Source organism: Mitsuokella jalaludinii (assembly GCF_928722185.1).
GTDB lineage: Bacteria > Bacillota > Negativicutes > Selenomonadales > Selenomonadaceae > Mitsuokella > Mitsuokella jalaludinii.
Genome location: NZ_CAKMXA010000001.1, coordinates 1,607,828 through 1,632,305 on the forward strand (window position 1 = coordinate 1,607,828; position 24,478 = coordinate 1,632,305).

Here is a 24,478-nt window from a genome sequence, read left to right on the forward strand (position 1 = left end):
ATAAATCCCTGCTATTCCAGCAGGGGATATTCATAGTTACATTATAAGGAAAGCGCGCACGATGTGCAATTACTTTATCGATATCCACCGTATATCGTAGCGGCTATGCCTGAAAAAAGGATGGATAGATGGTAGAATGGGGGAAGACGCATAGAGAAAGGATGAAACATCATGGCAGCAGAGATTGAACGAAAATTCCTCGTCAAGGAGGGCTGGCGGCCGCAGGCAAATGGCGTGCGCATCGCGCAGGGGTACCTGTCCACCGTGCCGGAGCGCACGGTGCGCGTGCGCATCAAGGGCGAGAAGGGCTATCTGACAGTCAAGGGGCGCAATGCGGGCATACGGCGCGCGGAGTACGAGTACGAGATACCCTTAGCCGACGCGGAGGCGATGCTCGCGCTCTGCGAGCAGCCGCTCATCGAGAAGCGGCGCTATCTTGTACCATATGAGGGCTATACTTGGGAGGTCGACGTCTTTGCCGGCGCGAATGAAGGGCTCGTCGTAGCGGAGATCGAGCTGCCTGCAGAGGATGCCGCATTTGCCAAGCCCGACTGGGTCGGGGCGGAAGTCTCGGGCGATGCGCGCTACTACAACGCGAGCCTGATTCGCCATCCGTATCGGGACTGGAAGTGAACGGCAGGCTGTGCATAAAGTCTGCTCAGCCACTTTGAGATATCCACAGGCTGGCGTGCGAAAATGGGTCATAGAAACCCCAAGATATAGGAATAATGGTAGCAGTCATGCGTATATATTGGGTTATCCACGAATTTATCCACAATATCCACAGATTTTGTGAATAAGTGGCGGGGATTTTAGCCACAGTATGCACAGGCATCTGTATATATTATTGTAGGAAAATGAGAGACTTCTCTCCTGTCGCCATGTTATCCACACCTGTGGATTTCTTTGTGGATAACATGAAGTGTCATAAAAAAGAGCGCTGAACCGCGATATACGCGGTTCAGCGCTCTTAGTATTTTGTGCAATGAGATTACTTGTCTTCGCCGTCCTTGAGCGGTTTCTTGAGGATGGAGAGGATCAGGCAGCCGACGACGGCGCCGACGAGGATCGAAACGAGGTACATCAGCGGGTTGCCGATGGTCGGGACGACGAAGATGCCGCCGTGCGGTGCGCGCAGCGTGCAGTCGAAGGCCATCGTCAGGGCACCCGTGACGGCGGAGCCGACGACGCAGGCCGGGATGACGCGCAGCGGGTCAGCTGCGGCGAACGGGATGGCACCCTCGGTGATGAAGGAGAGGCCCATGACGTAGTTCGTGACGCCGGCCTTGCGCTCGCTCTCGGTGAAGCGGTTCTTGAAGAACGTCGTGCAGAGGGCGATTGCGAGCGGCGGGACCATGCCGCCTGCCATGACGGCAGCCATGACGTGGAACTCACCGGAGGCCAGGAGACCCGTGCCCGTGACGTAAGCAGCCTTGTTGATCGGGCCGCCCATGTCGACGGCCATCATGCCGGCGACGATCATGCCCATGAAGATGCGGGCCGAGGGATCCATGTTCTTCAGCGTGTCGACCATCCAGCCGTTGATGGCGGAGACAGGCGGCGCGATGATGAAGAGGCTGATGAAGCCCATGATCAGGATGCCGAAGAACGGGTAGATGAGCATCGGCTTGATACCCTCGAGGGAGTCCGGCAGGCACTTCGAGGCCTTCTTGAGGAAGTTGACGATGTAGCCGCCGAGGAAACCGGCGATTAGCGCGCCGAGGAAGCCGGAGCCCGTCGTACCGGCGAGTGCGCCGCCGACGAAGCCGACGGCGAGACCCGGGCGATCCGCAATCGACATGGAGATGAAACCAGCGAGGACCGGCAGCATGAAGCCGAAGGAGGCTCCGCCGATATCCTTGAAGAATTTTGCGAGCGGCGTGTTGGAACCGAAGTTCTTCGGGTCGATGGAGTAATCATCGAACAGGAACGCGAGGGCGATGAGGATACCGCCGCCGACGACGAACGGCAGCATGTGGGAGACGCCGTTCATCAAGTGCTTGTAGATCTGGCGGCCGAGGCTCTCGCCCTGGACGTCAGCAGCGCTCTCTTCCGTGTCGCTGCCCGATGCATGGTAGACCGGCGCATCGCCCTTGAGGGCGCGGTCGATGAGTTCATCGGCCTTGTTGATGCCGTCGGCGACCTTCGTGATGACGACTTTCTTGCCGTTGAAGCGGGCCATGGCGACGTTCTTGTCGGCGGCGACGATGATGCCGTCAGCGGCGGCAATCTCTTCGTCCGTCAGGATGTTCTTGGCACCGCCGGAGCCGTTCGTCTCGACTTTGATGGAGATGCCGCACTTCTTGGCGTGCTGCTCGAGGCTCTCGGCTGCCATGAAGGTGTGGGCGATGCCCGTCGGGCAGGCCGTGACGGCGAGGACCTGGATGTGGTCGCTGGCCGGTTTTTCCTCGGCGGCTGCACTGTCGCCTTCTGCGGCCTCAGCCTTCGGCGCTTCGAACTTGCCATCTTCCTTGAGGTCGATGAGGTGCAGGAACTCTTCTTTCGTCTTGGCGGCAATCAGAGCTTCCTTGAAGTCCGGGTCCATGATCATCATGGCGAGCTGCTGCAGGATCTGGATGTGTGCATCGTTGGCGGAATTCGGAGCGGCGATCATGAAGAACAGGCGGGCCGGGTTGCCGTCCATGGACTCAAAGTCCATGCCTTCAGGCACCGTCATAGCGGCGAGGCCTGCTTCCTTGACGCCAGTGCTCTTGGCGTGCGGCGTTGCGATGCCGTCGCCGAGGCCCGTCGTGCCGGAAGCTTCGCGGGCGAAGACGTCCTTGAGATACTGTTCCTTGTCGGAAAGATTGCCAGAGGCTGCCATGAGGTCAGCGAGCTGACGGATTGCCGACTGTTTGTCAGCAGGCTTTTGGCCAAGCGCGATGCTCTCGCTCTTGAGCAAGTCAGTAATACGCATAGTTTCCTCTCCTTACACTGTATGTAGAATGAATCAGATGATTGTCTTTAAGAGTGCTTCGACTTCCGGACGCGTGGCGAGGTTCTCGCTGAATGCGGAAGCGGAGCCCGTGGCAACACCCATGTGGAAGGCCGTCTCGAAGTCGCCCTGCGACTCGATGTAACCCGTGATGAAGCCTGCGACCATCGAGTCACCGGCGCCGACGGAGTTGATGAGCTTGCCCTTCGGAGCAGGGCTCTTGTAGTGCTTGCCGTCTGCCGTCAGCAGGATGGCGCCGTCGCCGGCCATCGAGATCAGGACGTTCTGTGCGCCCTTCTCCTGGAGCTTCTTGGCGTAGGTGATGATCTCCTCGTCCGTCGTGAGCTTAACGCCGAACATGTCGCCGAGTTCATGGTTGTTCGGCTTGATGAGGAACGGATGGTACTTGAGGACGTTGAGCAGGAGCTTCTTCTCGGCATCGACGATGATGCGGATGCCGCGGCCCTCGAGGCGGGCCATGATCTTCTCGTAGATGTCGTCCGGCAGCGTCTTCGGGATGGAGCCGGCGAGCACGAGCGTGTCGCCCTCGGCGAGCGTATCGAGCTTCTCGAAGAGCTCTTCGCGCTTGGCCTCGCTGATGTCCGGGCCCTGGCCGTTGATCTCCGTCTCTTTATCGGCCTTGACCTTGACGTTGATGCGGGTGAAGCCCTCCGGCAGCTGGACGAAGTCGTGCTTGACGCCGAAGCCGTCGAGCTGGCGCTTGATCTCTTCGCCCGTGAAGCCGGCCGTGAAGCCGAGAGCCGTGCTCTCATGGCCGAGGTTGCCGAGGACGATCGAGACGTTGATGCCCTTGCCGCCGCCGAGGACCTGCTCGTAGTTCACGCGGTTGATTTCGCCGGCCGTGAAGGAATCGAGGCGGACGATGTAGTCGAGCGAGGGGTTGAAAGTTACGGTGTAGATCATTCTTCTCTTACTCTCCTTCCAGGATTGTCGTGCAATCCCGATACTTCTTGTCTCTTAGATGTCCGGTGATGATGGTCGCACTCGAGATGTTGGCGAAGGTGATCGGCGAGATCTTGTTGAATTTCGACTGATCGGCCAGCACGTAGGCGTGCTCACAGCGCGAGAGGGCTTCGCTCTTGACGAGGCCCTCGCTCGAATCCGGCGTAGAGAAGCCGGACTTGATGCTGATGCCATTGGCACCGAAGAATCCTTTGGTGAAATTGTAGAGCTCTAGGTTATGCAGGGCTTCTGTGCCGATGACGGCCTCGGTGACAGCCTTGAGGCGGCCACCGAGCAGGAAGACCTTGAAGCCCTTGAGGGACAGTCGCGAGGCATGGGGCAGCCCGTTTGTCACGTAGACGGCCTGGCGTTCCTGCAGGAAGTCCACCATGTGCAGGGTCGTGGAGCCGGCGTCGATGTAGACGAAGTCCTTGCGGGTCACAAGGCTGGCCGCCCGTCGCGCGATGGCGATCTTCTCTTCGGTGCAGCGGCTGCTCTTGGTCGGCATGTCTTCTTCCATCGCGGTGTAGTTGCTGTCGATGGAGGTCGCGCCGCCGTAGACCTTGTAGAGCATGCCGCGCTTGTGGAGCGCGGTCAGGTCGCGCCGGATGGTGGATTCCGATGTGCAGAGCGCCCGGGTGAGCTCGGGGACTGTCACAGCCTGTTTCTCTTTGAGGATGCGCAGGATGGTCGCATATCGTTCTTCCGTAAGCATGGCTTTCACCCTTTCTGTATTTTCATAATATCATCAAAGTCAATCAAAGTCAATCACAACCAGCAAACAATATGAAAGAATACGAAGAAAGGCGTGCGAAGGCCGGGCGGTTTTCACGAATGAGCAATACGAAAAGATTTTTGTAACAGATGGAAGCTTTTTCACGATAATTTCATGGATGAGCGTATACTTTTTCGCTATAATAAAGTTATATAGGAAGAAAACCAATTGGAAAGTAGGAGAATTGTATGAGTGATATCCACAGCCTGCCCGGCGTGACGGAGGCGAAGGCAAAATCTGTCATCCGCCAGCACCGCAAGGCTTCGTTCTATGTCAAGAAGTACCTGATGATTTTTGTCGGTGCGCTGATTGCGGCAATCGGCCTCGAGCTTTTCCTGATCCCGAACAATGTCATCGACGGCGGCGTCGTCGGTATCTCGATCATGATGTCATCGATCACGGGACTGTCGCTCGGCGTGTTCCTCGTGCTCTTGAACATCCCGTTCCTCTATCTCGGGTACAAGCAGATCGGCAAGAACTTCGCGATTGCGACGACGATTGCCATCTGCATCCTGTCGGTCTGGTCGGCGGTATTTGCGCCGCTGCCGAAGGTCACGGATGACCCGTTCCTCGCAGCAATCTTCGGCGGCATCATCGACGGTCTCGGCGTCGGCCTGATCATCCGCGCGGGCGGCTCGCTCGACGGCACGGAGATCGTCGCCATCATCATGGACCGCAAGTCGGTCTTCTCGGTCGGCGAGGTCGTCATGTTCATCAACCTCTTCATCCTGTCGAGTGCGGGCCTTCTCTACGGCTGGGACAAGGCGATGTACTCGCTCGTCGCCTACTTCGTCATCTCGAAGATGATCGACATCGTCATCAAGGGCCTCGACGAGTCGTACGCCGTCATGATCGTCACGAATGAGCACGATGAGATCACGTCGGCCCTCAACGACCGCCTGGGCCGCGGCGTCACGCTGCTGCACGGTCAGGGCGGCTACACCGGCGAGCCGAAGGAAGTGCTCTACTGCGTCGTCACGCGCCTTGAGGTCGACAAGCTCAAGGAAATCGTGCTCGAAAAAGACGAGAACGCCTTCGTCACCATAAACGCCGTCCACGACATCGTCGGCGGGCGCTTCAAGAAGAAGGCAATCCATTGAGATTGGCGGGCTGGCAAAGGAAGGCGGCTTGTGGCCGAGGCACTGCCGACGCTGCGCTCGGCGATGGCCTAAAAATTTTTTCAGGCATTTAATCAAGCCTTGCCGGGAATCTAAACGCGCTTCGCTTGGACGACGATTCACGGCAAGGACAGCTTGTAGCCTGAAAAAATTTTCTTGACGGCCATCGCCAAAGCTCCGCTTACGTCAGCGCCTCGGCCACAGCCTTTGGCTTCGTTTCTCTTGGACATTTTCTTGACGGCCATTGCAAATGCTCCATTTACGGTAGTGGCCTTGCTCGGGTCTTGGGCCCCGTTGCTCTCGAACATTCCTTTTGAGCGCATCTATTGAATCACCTACCATGGCCGAGGGAATATTTCTGTCTAGTAAGGCAAGGTGAAACTTCGTCCTGTCTTGGGTGGGGCAAGTAACAATCCAAAGGCCGCCCCCGAGGCAGGCACTTGTGGCGTGGCATGTCGGCAGGGGCGGGGACAAGAGCGGAGTATTCGCAGCTGGCGTCAAGAAAGATTTTTCAGCCCACACTGATTCCCTTGAAAAGAACGATCGTTCAAGCGCAGCGCGTTTTCGTTCCTTTTCAAGGCTATATTAAAGGCTGAAAAATCTTTTAGCCAGCTGCGCTACGGAGCGTTGGCCCTGCCCCTGCCGGCCGCACCAGCCCCGCCTTCAACCCTCGATATCACCCCAAACATTTCACCCAACATACCACCTTAAAAGGAGGGATTCTCATGAAAAACATCATCACCCGCACCTGTATTGCCATGCTGCTCCTGCTCATCCTCGCGGTCCCGGCTCTGGCCGCGGAGCGGCAGCCGCAGCGCATCGCGCAGTTCCCGCTTGTCATCGAGAGCTGGCAACAGCCGGACGCTTCGGTGCAGGACCAGCTGGAGCGGAAGATCGACCGCGCGCTGCACGTGCCGCTCAACGCGACGCTCAAGGCCGTCACCTACATCCCTGAGAAGGACTGCCTCACCGCCTGGGACGAGGTGGAGGGGGATATGACGGGCAAGGTCCGCATCAAGGACATGGCAAAGCCTATTGCCGAGAAGCTCCAGGCTGACCTCGTCGTCATCCCTGTTGTCGCGGCGTATGAGCAGTATACGACGATGAGCTGGTACTGGGACCGCGGCATGATCCTGCACAGCCGTGCAGAGGTCCAGCTCATCGTCTACGATCGCGCGCAGGACAAGCTCGTCCACAAGAAGGCCTCTGACTTCTTCGATGACGAGTACTCATCTTCGGGTACGGCTTCGTACCTCGCGCTGAATTGCATGGACCGCGTCATCCGCGACGCTGACCTGCACGGTTTCCTCTGGCCGCTGGACAGGGGTTCAGCCGCTGCGGACAGCGCGAAAAAAACGGCGGCCAAGTCCTGATTTTTTCGCGATCTTAGCTTGACAAGTTACATGGTTACAACTATAATGTAAACATATTAATCAAGTATGTTTACGAGCAACAAGCTTTTTTGAAAGGGGCCGGTTTTCATGAGTGAAGAGAGAAAGTATCATTTTGAGACGCTGCAGCTGCACGTTGGCCAGGAGCAGGCTGATCCTGCTACGGATGCGCGCGCTGTGCCGATTTACCAGACGACGTCGTTCGTCTTCCACAATGCACAGCATGCAGCGGATCGCTTCGCACTCAAGGATGCCGGCAACGTCTACGGCCGCCTGACGAACCCGACGGAGGATGTATTCTCCAAGCGCATCGCGGCACTCGAGGGCGGCGTCGCAGCTGTCTCCGTCGCTTCTGGCGCTGCGGCTGTCACGTATGCACTCGAGGCACTCGTCCACCACGGCCAGCACATCGTCGCGGCTACGACGATCTACGGCGGCACCTACAACCTCTTTGAGCACACCTTCCCGAACTACGGCATCGAGACGACGTTCGTCGACCCGACGAAGGGCGTCGAGGTCTTCGAGGAGGCTATCAAGGAGAACACGCGCGTCGTCTACATCGAGTCCATCGGCAATCCGAATGCCAACCTCATCGACATCCAGGCTGTCGCTGACATCGCGCACAAGCACAACATCCCGCTCGTCGTCGACAGCACGTTCGCGACGCCGTATCAGCTGCGCCCGTTCGAGTATGGCGCGGACATCGTCGTCCACTCGGCTACGAAGTTCATCGGCGGCCACGGCACGACGCTCGGCGGCGTCATCGTCGACGGCGGCAAGTTCGACTGGATTGCCTCGGGCAAGTTCCCGCAGTTCGTCGAGCCGAACCCGAGCTACCACGGCATCAGCTTTGCCAAAGATGTCGGCGCGGCAGCTTTTGCGACGTACATCCGCACGCTGATCCTGCGCGATGAGGGTGCTACGCTCTCGCCGTTCAATGCCTTCCTGCTGCTGCAGGGCACGGAGACGCTGTCGCTGCGCGTCGAGCGCCACGTCGAGAACGCGCTCAAGGTCGTCGACTACCTCGCCAAGAACCCGCATGTCGAGAAGGTCAACCATCCGGCTATGCCGAACCATCCGGACCATGAGCTCTACAAGAAGTACTTCCCGAATGGCGGCATCTCGATTTTCACGTTCGAGATCAAGGGCGGCGCTGAGGCGGCCAAGAAGTTCATCGACCACCTGCAGGTATTCAGCCTGCTGGCCAATGTTGCCGACGTCAAGTCGCTCGTCATCCATCCGGCTTCGACGACGCACTCCCAGATGAACGAGCAGGAGCTCGCTGCGTCCGGCATCACGCCGTCGACGATTCGCCTGTCCATCGGCACGGAGCACATCGATGATATCATTTACGATCTCGACCAGGCCTTCAAGGCTCTTGACTGATCGTTTGATATACTTTTCTCTACCCAATGGGGCTGCGGAGCTTCTCCGCAGCTCCTCTTTTTTTGACAAAATCTCTCCTTTGTGCCATCATAGGGGATGACGGTACGCATCAATGGGGATGCGACTGTACAAAGGAGGAAAACAATGAATAACTACGAGAAGTACCGGCAGGTACGAAAAGAGGCGGCGGGGACGGCCCTGCTGCTGTTGATTCTCATCGGGGCGTGGATCGCCGCCGGCTTTGGCCTGGCGGGGATTCCGGTGGAGTTCTTCCACCTGCCTCTCTGGGTCTGGACCGCGACCATCGGCATCTGGCTCTTTGCCATCATCGGCGTCAAGATCTTAACGGCGACCGTATTTGTGGACATGAGCCTTGACGATTCGGAAGAGGAGGTCCGCCATGACAAGTGAGGGAAATCTTTCCGCCCTGCTGCCGCTGCTCGTCTTTATGGGCTTCATGGTGGCAATCGGCTTCTGGGTGCGCCGGCAGAATGCCGGCAAAAACTTCGTGCAGACGTATTTCATCGGCAATCACGACCTCGGCGGCTTTGTGCTCGCGATGACGACGGTGGCGACGTACAGTTCCGTCAGCTCGTTCGTCGGCGGGCCGGGCATGGCCTGGCAGATCGGTTTCGGCTGGGTCTACATGGCGGTCGTGCAGGTCACGGCCATCTTCCTTGTGCTCGGCATCTTCGGCAAGCGCGTGGCCATGCTCTCGCGCCGCTTCGACGCGGTCACGGTCGTCGACATTATCCGCGAGCGCTTCCAGTCGGACGGACTGGCGACGCTCGCGGCCTTCATCATCGTGCTGTTCTTCTGCGGCACGATGACGGCGCAGTTCGTCGGCGGCGCGAAGCTCTTTGCGACGGTCACGGGATACAGCTATGAGATGGGCCTCTTGCTCTTCGGCCTCGTCGTCGTGCTCTACACGAGCATCGGCGGCTTCCGCGCCGTGGCCATCACGGATACGTGCTGTGCCATCATGATGATGATTGGCATTGCGCTCCTGCTCTACTACGTCCTCGATGCGGGCGGCGGCTACGCGGCCATCATGGCGAATATCCATGCCAACCACCCGGAGATGCTCGAGCCGCTCTCGGGTGGCCACATGCCGGTCGGACTCTACCTGACGCAGTGGATCCTCGTCGGCATCTGCACGATCGCGCTGCCGCAGTCCGTCGTGCGCGGCATCAGCTACAAGGACACGAAGAGCCTGCACAAGGCTATGCTGATCGGCACGGTCGTCGTCGGCTTCATGAACATCGGCATCAACTTCACGGGCATCCTCGCGCACGGCGTGCTGACAGGACCGCTTGAGAGCTACGGCGGCGTCGATTACATCATCCCGAAGACAATTGTCACGGCTCTGCCGCCCGCACTCGTCGGTCTCGCCATCATCGGGCCACTCGCGGCATCCATCTCGACGATCTCGGGCCTCTTGATTGTCGCATCGTCGGCCATCGTCAAGGATGTCTACCTGCACCACGCGGAGAAGCATGGCCGCACCGTCACGGGCCGCCAGCTGCGCCGCCTCTCGACGCTGGCGACGGCCGTCATCGGTGTCGCTGTCTTCTGCATCGCCCTGACGCCGCCGAGCCTCATCTGGCTCATCAACATGTTCGCCTTCGGCGGCCTCGAGACGGCTTTCTTCTGGACGCTGCTCCTCGGCCTCTTCTGGCGGCGGGCCAACAAGCTCGGAGCCGTGCTCTCCATGGGCGGCGGCACGATTGCCTACTGCCTGACGCAGGGCCTCGGCTTCAAGTTCATGGGGCTTCACCAGATCACCATCGGCATCACCGTCTCGCTCGCCTTCTTCCTGCTCGGCGCCTACCTCGGCAAGCCGCAGGAGGAGAGAGTGCTCAGGGTCTTTTTCCCCGAGAGCCATAAGCCCAATCCGGAGGTTTTTGTCACGGCAAAAGAACCTTGTCCTCTCGGGGGGGGACAAAAATACTTGAAGGAGTGACAGGATTTCGCGGGGATGGTGGAGAATACTATATAGAATCCGTTATGGAAAAATGTTTGGAAAGAATAATCTGTATCCATGAGATGCAGGCCGCAGTTATGTGAGGGCGTTCTGGCTGACTCCGTACTGACAGGCAGGAAGGATCTTTGGATGAAGCTGTTTTACTCACTGAAACGAAAAGTTTTGGCGGTGTGCTTGGCTGGCATGATCCTGATGGCTCTCTGTGTGGGAGGCATCAGCCTCTGGACCATCTCCCACCTGACTTACGACTATGAAATTCAGAATATGAACCACCTCGTCGACACGACGGCGACAATCATCGACGATGAGCTCCTGCGTTCCGAGAATATCGTCAATTATACGGCCAATGCCATCTCACGGAAGGTCGACGATCCTGCGCAGCTGCGCGACCTCTCCTTCCGGCAGCATCTGGCACGGTCGGTCGACCACGACTTCCAGGATGCCAGTACGAATCTCCACATCATCTGCTCGTACTATCTCTACTATCCATCCGAGAATATCTCGGCGCTCTGGAAGGCTTCCAATGGCCGCGACTCGACATTCTACGATGTCCTGGCCAAGCAGCAAGAGGAAATTGGCCACACGGCTCCGCGCCATGTGCTCGCCTTTGCCTATCTGATGGATCAGGGCGAGGCTGCTTGGACGCAGCCGTACTATTCTTCTTACTTGAACCGCTACATTATCTCGTACCTACGCCCCATCTACAAGGACGGCGTCATGGTCGCGATTGTCGGCATCGACATAGACTTCCAGGCCTTCATCGACAGGCTCTACGCCAACCCGCCGAAGGGCGAGCACGGCATGATCATGCTGTGCGATGCCACGGGCTCGATGGAGTATTCGCCGGAGGCACCTCTTGGCACTCCTGTGGCGGAGAAGGGCATCCGGCTCGTCGATTCGCCCGACACGGTGGCCGAAGCGGGACGGACGGATGATGAGATGCTGCGATACAGCTGGGATGGCCAGGAGAGCATTGCGGGCATCAGGGCCCTGCGCAATCGCATGAACATCATCGACCTGCGCCAGAAGCCGCAGATCTACAGTCGTACGCACCGGGCCATGATGCAGATGGGCATGGGCCTCATCGCCGTCTGCATCATGGCTTCGCTGCTGCCGATTTACATGATCAACCGCCTGTCAGAGCGCTTGCAGCGCGTCATCGAAGCGGCGAAGGAAGTCGGCGAGGGCAACTACGATATCAAGCTGTACGACACGCAGCTCGATGACATCGGTGAACTCAGCCGCAATTTCCAGGCGATGGTCGGGAAGGTGGCGGCCTCGCAGGGCAATCTCACTTACATGTCGCAGCACGATGTGCTGACGGGCCTGCTCAACCGCATGGGCCTTGACAAGGAGATTGCAGACTGGCTTAGGGAGCATCCTGCCTCGCATGGCGCGCTCGTCAGTCTCGATCTCGACGGCTTCAAGTTCATCAATGACCTGCATGGACACATGGCTGGCGACGAGGCTCTGCGCACTTTGGCGCGGGATCTTGTCAAGAACTTCGGCCACGAGCAGATCATCGGCCGCAATGGCGGCGATGAGTTCGTCGTCTTCATGAAGGACACGGAGCCAGAGGCGGCACAGGCCGCCGTCAAGGTGTTCTCCAACAAGAAGAAGTCCTTCACGTATGACGGTGAGACGCATTCGTTTTCTGTCTCTATCGGCTACACGTTCTACCGCGGCGATGGCATGCCGCTCTCGCGCCTCTTCCACGAGTCGGACACGGCGCTCTACGCCGTCAAGCTGCGCGGGCGCAACCATTATCGCGCCTATGAGCCCTCGATGGAGAGCCTGAACCGCACGTCGCTCGGCTTCAACCTCGAGACGATCACCAAGAACCTGCCGACGGCCCTGCTCGTCTCGGAGGCGAAGCCGGACGGCAAGATCCTCTTCGTCAACAAGACGATGGTCGAGATGCTCGAATGTCGCAATATCCGCGAGTTCATGGAGTTCACGCAGGAGTACGCGCCGAATGTCGTCTGCCCCTGTGACCGGGAGCGCATGACGAAAATGGTCTGGGAGCAGACCGTCCGCGAGCCGGACCGCCCGCACTGCATGACGTATTGCGTCCACACGGTGAAGGGGCACGACAAGCAGGTCTTCGCCATCTGGCGCCAGGCCGACAATGTCAACTACGGCAAGGTCTTCTACGCGACGCTGATCGATGGGCATTTCATGTATGAGGAACTGGCAAGCTCCGATGGCTCCGCCGAGGGGTGTACGCCTAACCGTGATAGCTGAACTTGCATATAAAAAGCCTCTGGCTCCTCGTTGAGGAAGCCAGAGGCTTTTTGGCATGTGGAGATGGTCAGGCGACGAGCACGAGCTCTGTGAGGAAGACGACGAGGCAGCAGGCCGAGGCGACCTTGAAGAGGCTCGCGCCGTACCAGGCGAGGCCGATGCCGAAAACGAGGGCCAGCGCGCCGCTCACGGGCGTCTGGGTGGCTTCGGTGATGGCAGGGAAGGTCATGACGGCCAGCGTCACGTAGGGCACGTAAAAGAGGAAGGAGCGCAGGAAGCCGTTCTTGATCTGGCCGCGGATGAGCGTCAGCGGCACGATGCGGATTGCGAGCGTCACGGCACTCATCAAGAGCAGATAGATGTAGATGTCATGCTGCATGGCGGTCATCTCCTTCCTGGGAGCCGTCTTGTCCCTGTGGTTCGCGGATGGGGAAGAGTGCGGCGCCGATGCCCGCGATCAGGACAGTCAGGATGATCGTGCGCGTGCCGGAGGAACATGAGGCAATCCCCGGAAGGATGGAGGCGAGGTAACTGAGTGCAAAGCTTGCGAGCACGAGGCCGCCAACGATGCGGTTCTTCTTGGCTGGCGGGATGATGACCCAGAGGAACATGCCGTAGAGCGCGACGGAGAGGGCGCTGACGACGGCAGGCGGCAGGATGTTGCCTGCGACGACGCCGAGTGACGTGCCGACGGCCCAGCCCGGCAGTGCGAGCGCCATGGCCCCGTAGTTGTAGTAGGGGTTCAGCGGGCCCTTGCGCGCGATCGTGATGCCGAAGATCTCGTCGGTCACGTCGAAGCCGACGAAGATGCGATGCCAGATCGAGGTGCCCGGCTGGAACTTCTGCGAGAGGGCGCAGCTCATGAGCATGTAGCGCGCGTTGGCGACGATCGTGATGAGGACGATCTCGAGGTAGGGCGCGTCCGCCTCGATGACCGTGAAGCCCGCGTACTCGCCGGCCGAGGCATTGTTGAAGAAGCTCGCGAGGAAGCCCTGCAGCGGGTCGAGCCCTGCATTGCGGGCGGCGATGCCGAGCGTGAACGAGACGACGAAGTAGCCGAGCGCGATCGGCATGCCGTCGTGGACGCCCTCGAGGAAGACCTCGCGCCTGGTCTTCGCGAGCGCTGATTCAAATGATTCCGTCATGTCCGTAGAGAAAACCCCTTTCTGTCGCATTTTCTCGATTCCTGCGTGGTGTTCTTATTATTTTATGACGGAACGGCGCCGCTGTAAAGGCATGCGCGCGAAAAAGCCGCCGCTCCAGTTAAGAGGAGTGGCGGCTTTTTGGTGACGCGTGTTTTATTTATCCGAAGAAGGCTGTGCGGCCTTCTTGTGGCGGTTCATGTACTTGTTCGTCTCAGCGACGATGACGCCGGAGAGGGCAATCAATGCGATGAGGTTCGGGATGGCCATGAGGCCGTTGACGATATCGGCGAGGATCCAGATGGCCTCGAGTTTGAGGAAGGCACCGGATGCGATCAGCGCGATGAAGATCAGGCGGTACGGCAGGACGCCCTTGTTGCCGAAGAGGTAGATGCAGGCGCGCTCGCCGTAGTAGTTCCAGCCGAGGATCGTCGTGAAGGCGAAGAGCACGAGGGCAATCGTCAGGAGCTGGCTGCCGAAGAAGCCGTAAGCACTGGCGAAGGCAGCGCTCGTCATCGCCGCGCCGGCGGCATCGCCCTGCCAGACACCCGTGATGACGAGGGCGAGGCCCGTCATGGAGCAGATGATGATCGTGTCGATGAAGGTACCCGTCATGGAAATCAGGCCCTGTTCAGCCGGCCACTTCGTCTTGGCGGCAGCGGCGGCAATCGGCGCCGAGCCGAGGCCGGACTCATTGGAGAAGACGCCGCGCGCGACGCCGTTCTGCATGGCCATCATGACGGTCGAGCCGGCGAAGCCGCCGGCAGCGGCGGCGCCCGTGAAGGCATCGTTGATGATCATGGCGATGGCCGCTGGGACCTGGTCGAGGTTGAGGATGATGAGGCCGAGGCTGATGGCGACGTACGTCAGCGCCATGAACGGCACGATGCCGGAGGCGACCTTGGCGATGCTCTGCAGGCCGCCGAGCGTGATGGCTGCGATGAAGACGGTCAGGATGACGTCCGTTGCGATCTTCGGGAAGCCGAAGGAGATCTGCATGCTGTCGACGATGGCGTTGACCTGCGGGAAGGTGCCGATGCCGAAGTAGGCGACGCCGATGCAGGCGAGCGCGAAGAACGTCGCGAGCGGCTTCCACTTCTCGCCCATGCCGTTGCGGATGTAGAACATCGGGCCGCCGGCAATCTCGCCCTTCTCGTCGATGGAGCGGAACTTGACGGCTAGGAGGCCTTCCGAGTACTTCGTGGCCATGCCGAAGAAGGCAGCGACCCACATCCAGAAGATGGCGCCAGGGCCGCCGACCTTGACAGCCGTGGCGACGCCGACGATGTTGCCCGTGCCGACCGTGGCGGCGAGGGCGACGCAGAGCGCCTTGAAGCTTGAGACATCACCGCGGCCGTTGTTCTGGGCCTTGAAGATCAGCTTGAGTGCTTTCGGCAGGCGGAAGACCTGCAGGAGCTTCAGGCGGATGGTCAGATAGATGCCCGTGCCGACGAGCAGCGTGATGAGCGGCGGACCCCACATGAAGGAGTCGATGGCATTGAGTATGGGGATGAATGATTCCATAATAGCCTCCTAGTCGTTTTGTGTCCTTGATATGTGTACAGTTGTATGTAACAGACTCTATGATACCATAGAAAAGGACATTTGTCTCGTATTTTCAAGAAAAAATATATAGAACGAGGAAAAAATTTCAATTAAAATGCGGCCAGGAACCTTCTCACTTCAGTCAGGAGAGGAATGGCCGCAACGGTAGTCACTTGGAATACTGATTCTGGATGTATTTTGCGACTACTTCCTTGCTCATGTTGCCAAGTGTGCTCATATAGTAGCTGCGTGACCAGATATGACCGCCCCATAATTTATCGTGCTTGATCTCGGGATGTTTTTTGAGGAACAGTCTGGCACTGCCGCCTTTGAGTGCCTTGACGATGTTTGTCGGCGTATACTTTGGCTTGAAGCTGATGAGCATGTGCACATGCTCTGGCATAACTTCCAGCTCTTCGACGGTCACATCGTTCAGCTGCGCGATGCGCAGCAAGATATCCTTCATCTCCTGCACGAGCTCCGGTGTCGTGAAGGCTGGGTTCCGATACTTCGTCACCCAGATCAGATGAAAGTGGAAATTGTAGACGTATCCACGCTCATAGATTGCATCTGGGATGCGCTCTTTTCGTTTCATGTGTATCACACTCCTTTTCTTTTATTATAGAGATATATTGCTTGTTAGGCGATCTCATATGTTGTATAATAGAAGTAGGAAGGAGGCGAATAAAATGGAACATAAGAAGATGGCGGATTATGCCTATCATTACGGCCTGAAAGTCCGCATCTACCCCAGCCAGCAACAGAAAGAGATGATTCGACGCAATGCGGATGCGGCACGCTGCGTCTACAATGAACATGTCGCTGTGAACAAGGAAATTGCACGATTTGGCAGACGGAGCATCTACATCGACTTCATCGAGAAGCGCATCGAGGCACTGCGCGAGCGAATCCGCACGGTAACAGCATTGAAAGACCGCTATCCATGGCTCCGGCATCCCGATATCGATGCGCAGTCCATTGCCAATGCACGGCAGAACTACCAGCGTGCTTGGAAGCAGTTCCGTGCCGTCCATCATGCTGGTGTGCCGAACTTCCACAAGAAAACGTCCGTCGAGTCGTATCAGACGAATCCGCATTACAGCAAGGGTACGGAGATTTCTCTGTTTACCAGTAACGCCCGCTTCCTCGACAAGCATCATCTGATGCTGCCCAAGCTCAAACGCATCCGCTTCCAAGGCTCGCGTAAAATACTGGATCGACTTTTTGCCATGAAGGAAGTCCGCATCGGCACGATTACCATCACGAAAGACAGCCGGCACCGCTACTTTGCATCATTCCAACTCGGCTCCGACGAGCCATTCGTGAAAACCAGCCCGAAAACAAAGGCAGAGATTGGCATCGACCTGAACGTCGAGAACTTCTATGCCGACTCGAATGGCGAGATTGTGGCCAATCCTTGTTATTACCGCAGGCAGAAACGACGGCTGGCCAACGCACAGCGCAAGCTGAGCCGTCGGATTGTCCGTGCCAAGAAAGAGCATCGCCCGCTCCGTGAGGCAAAAAACATCGAGAAACAGCGCTTGCTCGTCGCCAGGCTCACGGCACAAGTCATGCAGCGCCGCAGAGATTTCCTGCACCGCACTTCCACGACACTGATCAAGAACCACGATCTGGTCGCAGCAGAAGAACTGCGGAGCCGGAACTTGCTGAAGAACCATGCCCTGGCTATGAGCCTCCAAGACAATGGCTGGCGGATGTTCCTTAGTATGCTGACTTATAAGGCAACACTATACGGCAAGAACTTCGTCACCGTCGACCCGCGGAATACGACGCAAACCTGCCACGCTTGTGGCCATATCATGAGCGGCAAAGAGAAACTGACGCTCAAGGACCGCGAGTGGATCTGCCCGAAATGTGGGATACACCACATTCGCGACGTGAATGCGGCCAAGAACATCCTAGCGCGAGCCAAAGCAAAGCTCGTATCCATGCATTGATGCAAACCTATCTTGTCCGTTTGGCAACTTGCGGACGCTAATGGCTTTGGTAATTACCGGACCTCTGCTGTACCTCGCAAGACTGCGAATGCAGTAAGCCTGGCTTATCTAAGCAAATTGAGGTATTGAAAGATTCACTCAAGCTCGCGACTTCAGTCGCGGGTAGTTGACTAAAGTGCATACCGCATAATTTTTCTTAGCGTTCTGTCGCATTTGTGACAGAACACAGCGATGCTCTTTCCTTATAATAAAGGCGAAGAAAAAAGTGACGGTCACTATTGAAAACAAATCTCATCTATGCTATACTGGATTTGCAAATGAGAACGAATATCAGGAGGTAATCCCCATGAAAGCATACTTACAGATCATGCAGGTCATCGGCCGTGAAATCATCGATTCGCGCGGCAATCCGACGGTCGAGGCGGAAGTCACGCTCGAGGACGGCTCCGTCGGCCGCGCATCTGCTCCGTCGGGCGCTTCGACGGGCGAGTTCGAGGCGCTCGAGCTCCGCGACGGCGACAAGGCGAAGTTCGGCGGCAAGGGCGTCTCGAAAGCTGTCGCGAACATCAATGAGAAGATCGCCCCGGCTCTCATCGGTGCGGATGCGTCGGACATCTATGCAGTCGATGCCATCATGCTCAAACTCGACGGCACGGAAGACAAGTCGAACCTCGGCGCGAACGCCATCCTCGCCGTCTCGCTCGCAGCGGCAAAGGCCGCGGCCGTATCGCTCGACCTCCCGCTCTACCGCTTCCTCGGCGGCATCAGCGGCAATCACCTGCCGGTGCCGATGATGAACATCTTGAACGGCGGCGCGCATGCGACGAACTCGGTCGACACGCAGGAGTTCATGATCATGCCGGCCGGCGCACCGTCCTTCCGCGAGGGACTGCGCTGGGCGACGGAGGTCTTCCATGCGCTGCAGGCGCTGCTCAAGAAGGAAGGGCAGACGACGGCTGTCGGCGATGAGGGCGGCTTTGCTCCGAACCTCAAGAGCGACGAGGACACGATCGAGCACATCCTGACGGCCATCCGCAATGCGGGTTACGAGCCGGGCCGCGACTTCGTGCTGGCGATGGATGCGGCTTCGTCGGAGTGGAAGAGCGAGAAGGGCAAGGGCTTCTACAAGCAGCCGAAGTCGGGCAAGGAGTTCACGTCGGATGAGCTCATCGCGCACTGGAAGAGCCTCATCGAGAAGTACCCGATCTACTCCATTGAGGACGGCCTCGATGAGGAGGACTGGGAAGGCTGGCAGAAGATGACGAAGGAGCTCGGCGACAAGGTACAGCTCGTCGGCGATGACCTCTTTGTCACGAACACGAAGCGCCTGAAGAAGGGCATCGAGCTCGGCTGCGGCAACAGCATCCTCATCAAGCTCAACCAGATCGGCACGCTGTCGGAGACGCTGGAGGCCATCAAGATGGCACATGAGGCGGGCTACACGGCCATCGTCTCGCACCGTTCGGGCGAGACGGAGGACACGACGATCGCGGACCTCGCTGTCGCGCTCAACACGAACCAGATCAAGACGGGCGCCCCGTCCCGCTCGGAGCGCGTCGCCAAGTACAACCAGCTGCTGCGCATCGAGGAAGAGCTCGGCGCAAGCGCGGTCTATCCGGGCAAAGCAGCTTTTAGATTCCAGAAGTAAGGTGTAGTACTACTCGCACGAAGGGGCAGGGGGGACAGCGCTGCGCGGCGGCAATCTGCTAAATCGATTTTTTCCCTTTCAATGCATCCTGACAAAAGAGCGAAACGCGCTTCGCTTGGACGATGCTCTTTTGCCAGGGTCTTGGTGGGGAAAAAATCGATTCTTCACGCAGATTGCCGAACGCTTCGCTTATGTCCACCCTGCCCCTTCGTGCGGAAGCTGCTATATCCAATCTTCGCGATGGCAAGTCGCTGGAATGGCGGTTCGCAGGCAGTATCGTCTTGCGGTGCTGCTCTAGCGTTTGAGCGCAGGGAGGTATTTCGCCTGCAAGAGCGGAGCGATTTGCCCGAAGGGCTGTGCCCTGACCAAAAGCAGCTTAGCATGCGATGTCGGAACGCCGTGGCAGGCGGCGAGGCGGCCTCTATGGGAGGCCTGTCATAGGGCACATTCAGCGGAGCGATGAAGCCGAAATACCTCCCTGCGCGCTCATTTTTGCGAAAAAGCGGTAAGCCGCAAGTTCATAGATACTTGCAGCTTACCGCTTTTGTGATGTGATTCAGGAGAGTATGCCGGCCATCTTGAGCAGGTAGCGGGCGTTGGTGGTGTGGCAGCGGCCGGGGCGGATCTTGAAGTCGAAGTGGATCTTGTCATCCTGGCACGACTCTTCGAAGTGGAAGTTCTCGATGGGCAGGCCATTTGGCGACTGGAGGTCGCAGAGCTCGAAGTCGTGGGTGGTGACGAGGGTGATGCACCAGTCGCGCGTGAGGCGCTTGATGGCTTCGGCGGCTCCTGTGATGCGGTCGGCGGAGTTCGTGCCCTTGAAGATCTCGTCGATGCATAGCAAGAGCGGCCGCTCTTCCTGGCTGGCCTCGACCATCTGGCGGATGCGCAGGATCTCGGCGTAGAAGGTCGAGATGCCGCGCGAGAGGTCGTCGCTGACGTGGATGGAGGTGTAGACCGCCATCGGCGTCAAGGCAAAGGCTTTGGCGCAGACGGGGGCGCCGGCGTAGGCGAGGATGGCGGAGGTGGCAAGTGTGCGCATGTACGTCGTCTTGCCGCTCATGTTCGAGCCCGTGATGATGCAGGTGCCGGCCGGGAAGGCGGCATCGTTCGGCACGGCCTTTGCTTCTTCAATCAGCAGCGGTGTCACTGCCTGTGCCTCGAGGTTCGGGCTGCCGGCGCGCAGTTTGGGCCAGCAGAAGGTTTCGCGCGTGAGCGCGGGCGTGGCGAGGGAGAGCAGGGCTTCGACTTCGGCCCAGGATGCGAGGTGGCGGCGCAGCTGGCGGCCGCAGGCTTCCTTCCAGGCGAAGGCGCGCGCCGTGCAGTGGAGGTCATAGAGGCAGGCGGCGTTGGCCACGAGGAAGAAGAAGACGTTGCGCCGCATGGCGGCGAGGTCGGCGAGCTTTGCAAGGCGGTGCAGCCCCTCTGAGGCGCGCTGCTCGCGCATGTTCTTCTGGATGGTGAGCAGCAGCGGACTCTTGTAGTCTGCCGCTTCCATCTTGGCGAGCAGCTGCTCGTAGACGCTGAGTTCCTGCGGCAGTGCCATGAGCGGGGCGAGCAAGGCTTGGCTGCGGCGCAGCAGCAGGAAGGTGAGCAGCAGCTGCAGCGAGAAGAGCAGGCCCGGCACGGTGATGTCCAGCTGGCCTGCGAGGGAGAGCGCGAGCGCGATGAAGGAGAGGCCCGGCAGCAGGTAGGAGAGCAGGCGCAGGGCTGTGCTCTTCCTGACGTTATCCTGCTCGAGCATCGTGCAGAAATCCGAGAGGTCGGTGCCGAGCGGCAGCAGGTGGCTGCGGGCTTCGAGGGCCAGGAGCTCCTGTGGAGACTCGCTGAGCTCGCGGACGGCTTGCTGGCGCAGCAGGATCATGTCGGTGGGTTCGGGGAAGGGCGAGAGGCAGTCGGCGAGCTTCTGGCGACCTGCCTTCGTGCGTGCGGCGGCGAGGTACTGGTAGAGCGAGGCTCTGCCTAGGATGGGCAGGTCGGCTTCCTGTGGGCGGTCTTCACGCATGAGGTCGTGGCCGTCGTCTGCGAAGCTGCGCCACTTGCCCGACTTTCGGTCGAGGAAGGACTGCACGCAGCCGAGATGGCTCTCTGTCAAGAGCTTTTCGAAGGAGGCCTGCTGGTGGCGGCGGACGAGCAGCAGGAAGGCGGCGAGCAGCAGGACGCCGAGGAGTGTGCCGAGGCGGTGGCCGTCAAAGCCCGCGGCAAAGGCGAAGATCATGGCGAGGAAGGAAGCGCTGCGCAGCAGCACGAGGCGCTGCAGGCGTTGCTTCTGCTGCCCGATGGCCTGCAGATCGCGCTGCTGCAGTTCGTGGAAATCGATCATCATATCACCTCATGTTCTGGATTCTTTGTACCTTGACTCCAGTATACCATGATTTGCTGGGGAAAATCTGACCGGCCTTCTCGATTGTCGGCGCCTTTATTTTCCTGTATAATAGGGAACAAGAGCAAATCACGAAAGGAAGTCATACTATGGCAGAGAATGAAGCCGTACGGCGCCTGCAGGCCAGCATCGACCTGCTCAAGGAGCGCATGCGCATCGACTCGAATGACCTCGAGTACGAGTCGCACCTGCGCCAGAAGCGCCAGCTGCAGCGCATCCTGGACCGCCTGCTGGCAAAAGAAGCGGCGGAAAAGAAGCTCTGACGTCTTGCCGCGTCGCGTGGGATTTCCATTTTTTCAGGAAGTATTCAGCATGGTTCGATAAAATGTAAACATCAAAAAGTCAAAGATAAAAGAGAGGATGACATATATGTCAAAGCGCATGACGATGGATGAGGTACTCAAGGAATACGGCGTCCCGCAGATCAAGCTCGATATCCACGCGACGCGCAGTGAGCTCTTGAAGCTCCGCGAAAAACTCATGGCCATCCGCGACCTGTCGGGCGGCAAGGAGCAGGGCTATCTCGACATTGACTGCAAGCTCTACATCGATGTCGATGACATCGACCGCTATCTGTCGGGCGAGCTCGACACGATCGGTGAGATCTACGCCTTCCCAGAGGACATCAAGTCGTACCGGGAAGAGTGATGGATACAGAAGACATTTTGTATTTTTGTTTGATATAAAGGAGAATCGTTGATGAATATCAAGAAGACACTGTCAGCTCTCATGGTCGGTGCCATGGTTCTTTCCGCTGCACCGGTCCTGCCCGCTTCTGCGTCCTTCGTGAGCACGGCCTATGCGGCCAAGGGCGGCGCGAAGATGAGCATCCCGAAATCGGCTCCGGCGCCGAAGGCTCCGGCCGCTGGCGCGACGAATAATGCTAATACGAGCAAGTCAGTCTCGGGCAATGGCTCTTCGTATGCGCCGTCCAAGGACGCCAAGAGCCTCGACAAGAATGCGCCGGCCGCAAATGCGAAGTCGAACACGGCCGCTGCCAGCACGAACGCGCAGAGCTCGAGCCGCCTCGGCAGCATCATGCGCGGCATCGGCATCTTTGCGGGCGGCATGCTGCTCGGCTCGATGCTCTCGCACCTCTTCGGCATGGGCAGCGGCATGTTTGCCGACATCCTGGGCCTCTTGATGAACGGCCTGCTGATCGTCGTCGCCATCATGGCCGTGCGCTGGCTCTGGAACAAGTTCCGCGGCAATAAGACGAGCGCTAGCAGCCCGCGCGATCACCGCCAGGACCTTGAGATGCGCCAGCAGTCGATGGACGGCCAGCAGATGCGCACGCCAATCCAAGATATCAAGCCGCGCGGCAACGACTACGAGTCGAAGTCCACGGCTGACCGTTACCGCAATCGCTGATGGCGGACACACATATAGAAAGAAGTGTACCTCATGCCAAAAACATCCACACTTGCGAAGGTCGATGACCTCATCGCACGTTATCCTGCCCTCTCCGTTTGCCGCGATGACCTCATCGAGGCCGTCAAGGCCATCTGCGAGAGCTATGCAGCCGGCCACAAGCTCATCGTCTGCGGCAACGGCGGCAGCGCTTCAGACGCCGAGCACATCGTCGGCGAACTCATGAAGGGCTTCCTGCTGCCGCGCAAGCTCGATGACGATATGGAAGCGAAGATGCGTGCCGTCTGCCCGGAGGAGGCGGATTACTTCATGGAGAACCTGCAGGGCGCGCTGCCGGCTCTCTCGATGGTCAACCAGGTCGCGCTCAACACGGCCTTTGCCAACGACCAGGCACCGGACCTCTCCTTTGCCCAGCAGCTCCTGGGCATGGGCGACGCGGGCGATGTCCTGCTCGCCATCTCGACGTCGGGCAACTCGACGAACGTCATCTACGCGCTGCAGATGGCCAAGGTCAAGGGCGTCCGCACGATCGCGCTGACGGGCAAATCGGGCGGCAAGATCAAGAGCCGCCAGCTCGCAGACGTCACGATCTGCGTGCCGGACGACGAGACGTTCCGCATCCAGGAACTTCACCTGCCGGTCTACCACATGCTCTGCATCGCCGCAGAGAACGAATTCTTCGGCGACTGACAAGCGCCATGCGCCCTGTTTCCCGCTATTCGGGGAGCAGGGCTTTTTTGCGTGACCGGCTCAGCCATGTGGTGCTATGATAGAGGGAAAAGGGGGAATCTACATGCTGACCGCTTATCTCGTGGGCTTCGAGGCTCATCTGGCACCAGCCTTTGTCATCTTTTTCTCGGCCGTCCTGCAGTCTATCACAGGCTTTGGCCTCGTCATCGTGGCGGCTCCACTGCTGATGATCTTCTACGATCCGAAGCTCACCGTGCCGATCATGCTGCTCCTGGCCTGCTGTGCCAATTTCTGCCAGGGCCTCTTTGCGCTGCGCACGGCGAATCTCAGGCTTGTCTTCTGGCTTTACCTCGGCGTGCTCTGCGGCCAGCCGCTCGGCTTCTGGGCCTTCGACCACGCCTCGAGCGCGATGCTCAAGGTCTTCATCAGCGCCATCGTGCTCTTCTCGCTCGGCACGATGCAGGCCTTTCACCTGCGCATCCGCGAGCGCCCGCGCAATTCGTGGATCACGGGCATCTTCTCGGGCTTCACGTCCATCACGGCGGGCATGGGCGGTCCGCCGTTTCTCATTTACCTGGCCCACAGCAGGATGACGGTCGAGGTCATGCGGGCGACCTGCTTCGTATTCTTCTTCCTCTGCAATGTGACTTCCCTGACGAGCTATGAGCTCGGCGGCTTGCCGATTGCGCCGGCCCTCGGCGAGTGCATCTACCTGCTGCCGGCGCTCGTGCTGGGCATCCTCATCGGCCACGCCATCTTCGCCTACGTGCCCAAGGCGCTCATCCGCCGGCTGATCTTTGTCCTGCTCTACATCACCTGCCTCTACACGATTCTCTCGGTACTTGTACATTGAATACATTCCTGTCATCAGAAAATTTGATTTACATTGTCAAATATTATGATATAATAGACTTTGTGTTTGTACGCCCTAGACGTACAAACATA

General features: G+C 58.7%; 23 protein-coding genes. 14 read left to right on the forward strand and 9 right to left on the reverse strand.

What is annotated here, in order from left to right:
- The first annotated feature begins 171 nt into the window (after positions 1-171).
- Positions 172-633: a CYTH domain-containing protein gene (locus tag QDI87_RS07515; protein WP_278520661.1), complete on the forward strand. Its 462-nt coding sequence runs from the start codon at positions 172-174 to the stop codon at positions 631-633.
- Between the two features lie 358 nt (positions 634-991).
- Here the strand turns inward: QDI87_RS07515 and QDI87_RS07520 are convergent, their stop codons facing one another.
- The 3 genes from QDI87_RS07520 to QDI87_RS07530 are packed head-to-tail and all read right to left on the reverse strand — an operon-like array spanning position 992 to position 4,613.
- Positions 992-2,917 (reverse strand): PTS fructose transporter subunit IIABC, encoded by a 1,926-nt coding sequence (locus tag QDI87_RS07520; protein ID WP_278742759.1) that lies wholly within the window; start codon positions 2,915-2,917, stop codon positions 992-994.
- A gap of 33 nt (positions 2,918-2,950) precedes the next feature.
- Positions 2,951-3,859, reverse strand: a complete 909-nt coding sequence (gene pfkB / locus QDI87_RS07525; RefSeq protein WP_278742761.1) for a 1-phosphofructokinase — start codon at positions 3,857-3,859, stop codon at positions 2,951-2,953.
- 7 nt (positions 3,860-3,866) lie between these two features.
- Positions 3,867-4,613 (reverse strand): DeoR/GlpR family DNA-binding transcription regulator, encoded by a 747-nt coding sequence (locus tag QDI87_RS07530; protein ID WP_255240530.1) that lies wholly within the window; start codon positions 4,611-4,613, stop codon positions 3,867-3,869.
- A 248-nt stretch (positions 4,614-4,861) separates the two neighbouring features.
- Between QDI87_RS07530 and QDI87_RS07535 the strand changes: the two genes are divergently transcribed.
- The gene (locus tag QDI87_RS07535; RefSeq protein WP_244881930.1) at positions 4,862-5,773 is read left to right on the forward strand and encodes a YitT family protein; all 912 of its coding nucleotides are present in this window, start codon (positions 4,862-4,864) and stop codon (positions 5,771-5,773) included.
- Between the two features lie 137 nt (positions 5,774-5,910).
- On the opposite strand, the gene QDI87_RS07540 is transcribed toward QDI87_RS07535, so the two are convergent.
- Positions 5,911-6,036: a hypothetical protein gene (locus QDI87_RS07540; protein ID WP_278742763.1), complete on the reverse strand. Its 126-nt coding sequence runs from the start codon at positions 6,034-6,036 to the stop codon at positions 5,911-5,913.
- 480 nt (positions 6,037-6,516) lie between these two features.
- Here QDI87_RS07540 and QDI87_RS07545 point away from each other — a divergent pair, with 480 nt between their 5' ends.
- From QDI87_RS07545 to QDI87_RS07565, 5 genes are all read left to right on the forward strand, one after another.
- Positions 6,517-7,164 (forward strand): hypothetical protein, encoded by a 648-nt coding sequence (locus tag QDI87_RS07545; protein WP_278742765.1) that lies wholly within the window; start codon positions 6,517-6,519, stop codon positions 7,162-7,164.
- Positions 7,165-7,272: 108 nt separating this feature from the next.
- Positions 7,273-8,568, forward strand: a complete 1,296-nt coding sequence (locus tag QDI87_RS07550; RefSeq protein ID WP_055162702.1) for an O-acetylhomoserine aminocarboxypropyltransferase/cysteine synthase family protein — start codon at positions 7,273-7,275, stop codon at positions 8,566-8,568.
- Positions 8,569-8,712: 144 nt separating this feature from the next.
- Positions 8,713-8,979, forward strand: a complete 267-nt coding sequence (locus tag QDI87_RS07555) for a DUF997 family protein (RefSeq protein ID WP_278742766.1) — start codon at positions 8,713-8,715, stop codon at positions 8,977-8,979.
- On the forward strand, positions 8,969-10,531 hold the full coding sequence (panF, locus tag QDI87_RS07560; RefSeq protein WP_278742769.1) for a sodium/pantothenate symporter: 1,563 nt from the start codon (positions 8,969-8,971) through the stop codon (positions 10,529-10,531). Before QDI87_RS07555 ends, panF begins: the two co-directional genes overlap by 11 nt.
- Positions 10,532-10,735: 204 nt before the next feature.
- Complete coding sequence (locus QDI87_RS07565; RefSeq protein ID WP_278743378.1) at positions 10,736-12,796, forward strand: sensor domain-containing diguanylate cyclase; 2,061 nt, start codon at positions 10,736-10,738, stop codon at positions 12,794-12,796.
- A 67-nt stretch (positions 12,797-12,863) separates the two neighbouring features.
- Here the strand turns inward: QDI87_RS07565 and QDI87_RS07570 are convergent, their stop codons facing one another.
- The 4 genes from QDI87_RS07570 to tnpA all read right to left on the reverse strand — a co-directional run bounded on the left by QDI87_RS07570 (position 12,864) and on the right by tnpA (position 16,078).
- On the reverse strand, positions 12,864-13,175 hold the full coding sequence (locus QDI87_RS07570) for an AzlD domain-containing protein (RefSeq protein WP_036378211.1): 312 nt from the start codon (positions 13,173-13,175) through the stop codon (positions 12,864-12,866).
- Positions 13,165-13,971 carry an AzlC family ABC transporter permease gene (locus QDI87_RS07575; RefSeq protein WP_404810300.1) on the reverse strand — a complete coding sequence of 269 codons (807 nt, stop codon included), beginning with the start codon at positions 13,969-13,971 and terminating at the stop codon, positions 13,165-13,167. Before QDI87_RS07575 ends, QDI87_RS07570 begins: the two co-directional genes overlap by 11 nt.
- 123 nt (positions 13,972-14,094) lie before the next feature.
- On the reverse strand, positions 14,095-15,462 hold the full coding sequence (locus tag QDI87_RS07580; protein WP_278742772.1) for an alanine/glycine:cation symporter family protein: 1,368 nt from the start codon (positions 15,460-15,462) through the stop codon (positions 14,095-14,097).
- Positions 15,463-15,652: 190 nt separating this feature from the next.
- Positions 15,653-16,078: an IS200/IS605-like element ISMmu1 family transposase gene (tnpA, locus tag QDI87_RS07585; RefSeq protein WP_278742774.1), complete on the reverse strand. Its 426-nt coding sequence runs from the start codon at positions 16,076-16,078 to the stop codon at positions 15,653-15,655.
- Positions 16,079-16,172: 94 nt separating this feature from the next.
- Between tnpA and QDI87_RS07590 the strand changes: the two genes are divergently transcribed.
- Together QDI87_RS07590 and eno are read left to right on the forward strand one after the other, a co-directional pair.
- Entirely contained in the window at positions 16,173-17,441 is a 1,269-nt protein-coding gene (locus tag QDI87_RS07590; protein WP_278742777.1) for an RNA-guided endonuclease InsQ/TnpB family protein, read from the forward strand.
- Positions 17,442-17,787: 346 nt separating this feature from the next.
- Entirely contained in the window at positions 17,788-19,089 is a 1,302-nt protein-coding gene (gene eno, locus QDI87_RS07595) for a phosphopyruvate hydratase (protein WP_278742780.1), read from the forward strand.
- Between the two features lie 556 nt (positions 19,090-19,645).
- On the opposite strand, the gene QDI87_RS07600 is transcribed toward eno, so the two are convergent.
- Entirely contained in the window at positions 19,646-21,415 is a 1,770-nt protein-coding gene (locus QDI87_RS07600) for a MutS-related protein (protein ID WP_278742783.1), read from the reverse strand.
- Between the two features lie 146 nt (positions 21,416-21,561).
- On the opposite strand from QDI87_RS07600, the gene QDI87_RS07605 reads away from it, so the two are divergent.
- The 5 genes from QDI87_RS07605 to QDI87_RS07625 all read left to right on the forward strand — a co-directional run bounded on the left by QDI87_RS07605 (position 21,562) and on the right by QDI87_RS07625 (position 24,386).
- Entirely contained in the window at positions 21,562-21,735 is a 174-nt protein-coding gene (locus QDI87_RS07605; protein ID WP_036378219.1) for a hypothetical protein, read from the forward strand.
- 106 nt (positions 21,736-21,841) lie between these two features.
- The gene (locus QDI87_RS07610) at positions 21,842-22,120 is read left to right on the forward strand and encodes a hypothetical protein (protein WP_036378221.1); all 279 of its coding nucleotides are present in this window, start codon (positions 21,842-21,844) and stop codon (positions 22,118-22,120) included.
- A 51-nt stretch (positions 22,121-22,171) separates the two neighbouring features.
- Positions 22,172-22,843 carry a hypothetical protein gene (locus QDI87_RS07615; protein WP_278742787.1) on the forward strand — a complete coding sequence of 224 codons (672 nt, stop codon included), beginning with the start codon at positions 22,172-22,174 and terminating at the stop codon, positions 22,841-22,843.
- Between the two features lie 33 nt (positions 22,844-22,876).
- A complete protein-coding gene (locus tag QDI87_RS07620) occupies positions 22,877-23,533 on the forward strand; it encodes a D-sedoheptulose-7-phosphate isomerase (RefSeq protein ID WP_278742789.1) in 657 nt (218 codons plus the stop codon).
- 103 nt (positions 23,534-23,636) lie between these two features.
- Positions 23,637-24,386, forward strand: a complete 750-nt coding sequence (locus QDI87_RS07625; RefSeq protein WP_051652263.1) for a sulfite exporter TauE/SafE family protein — start codon at positions 23,637-23,639, stop codon at positions 24,384-24,386.
- The last annotated feature ends 92 nt before the right edge of the window (positions 24,387-24,478 follow it).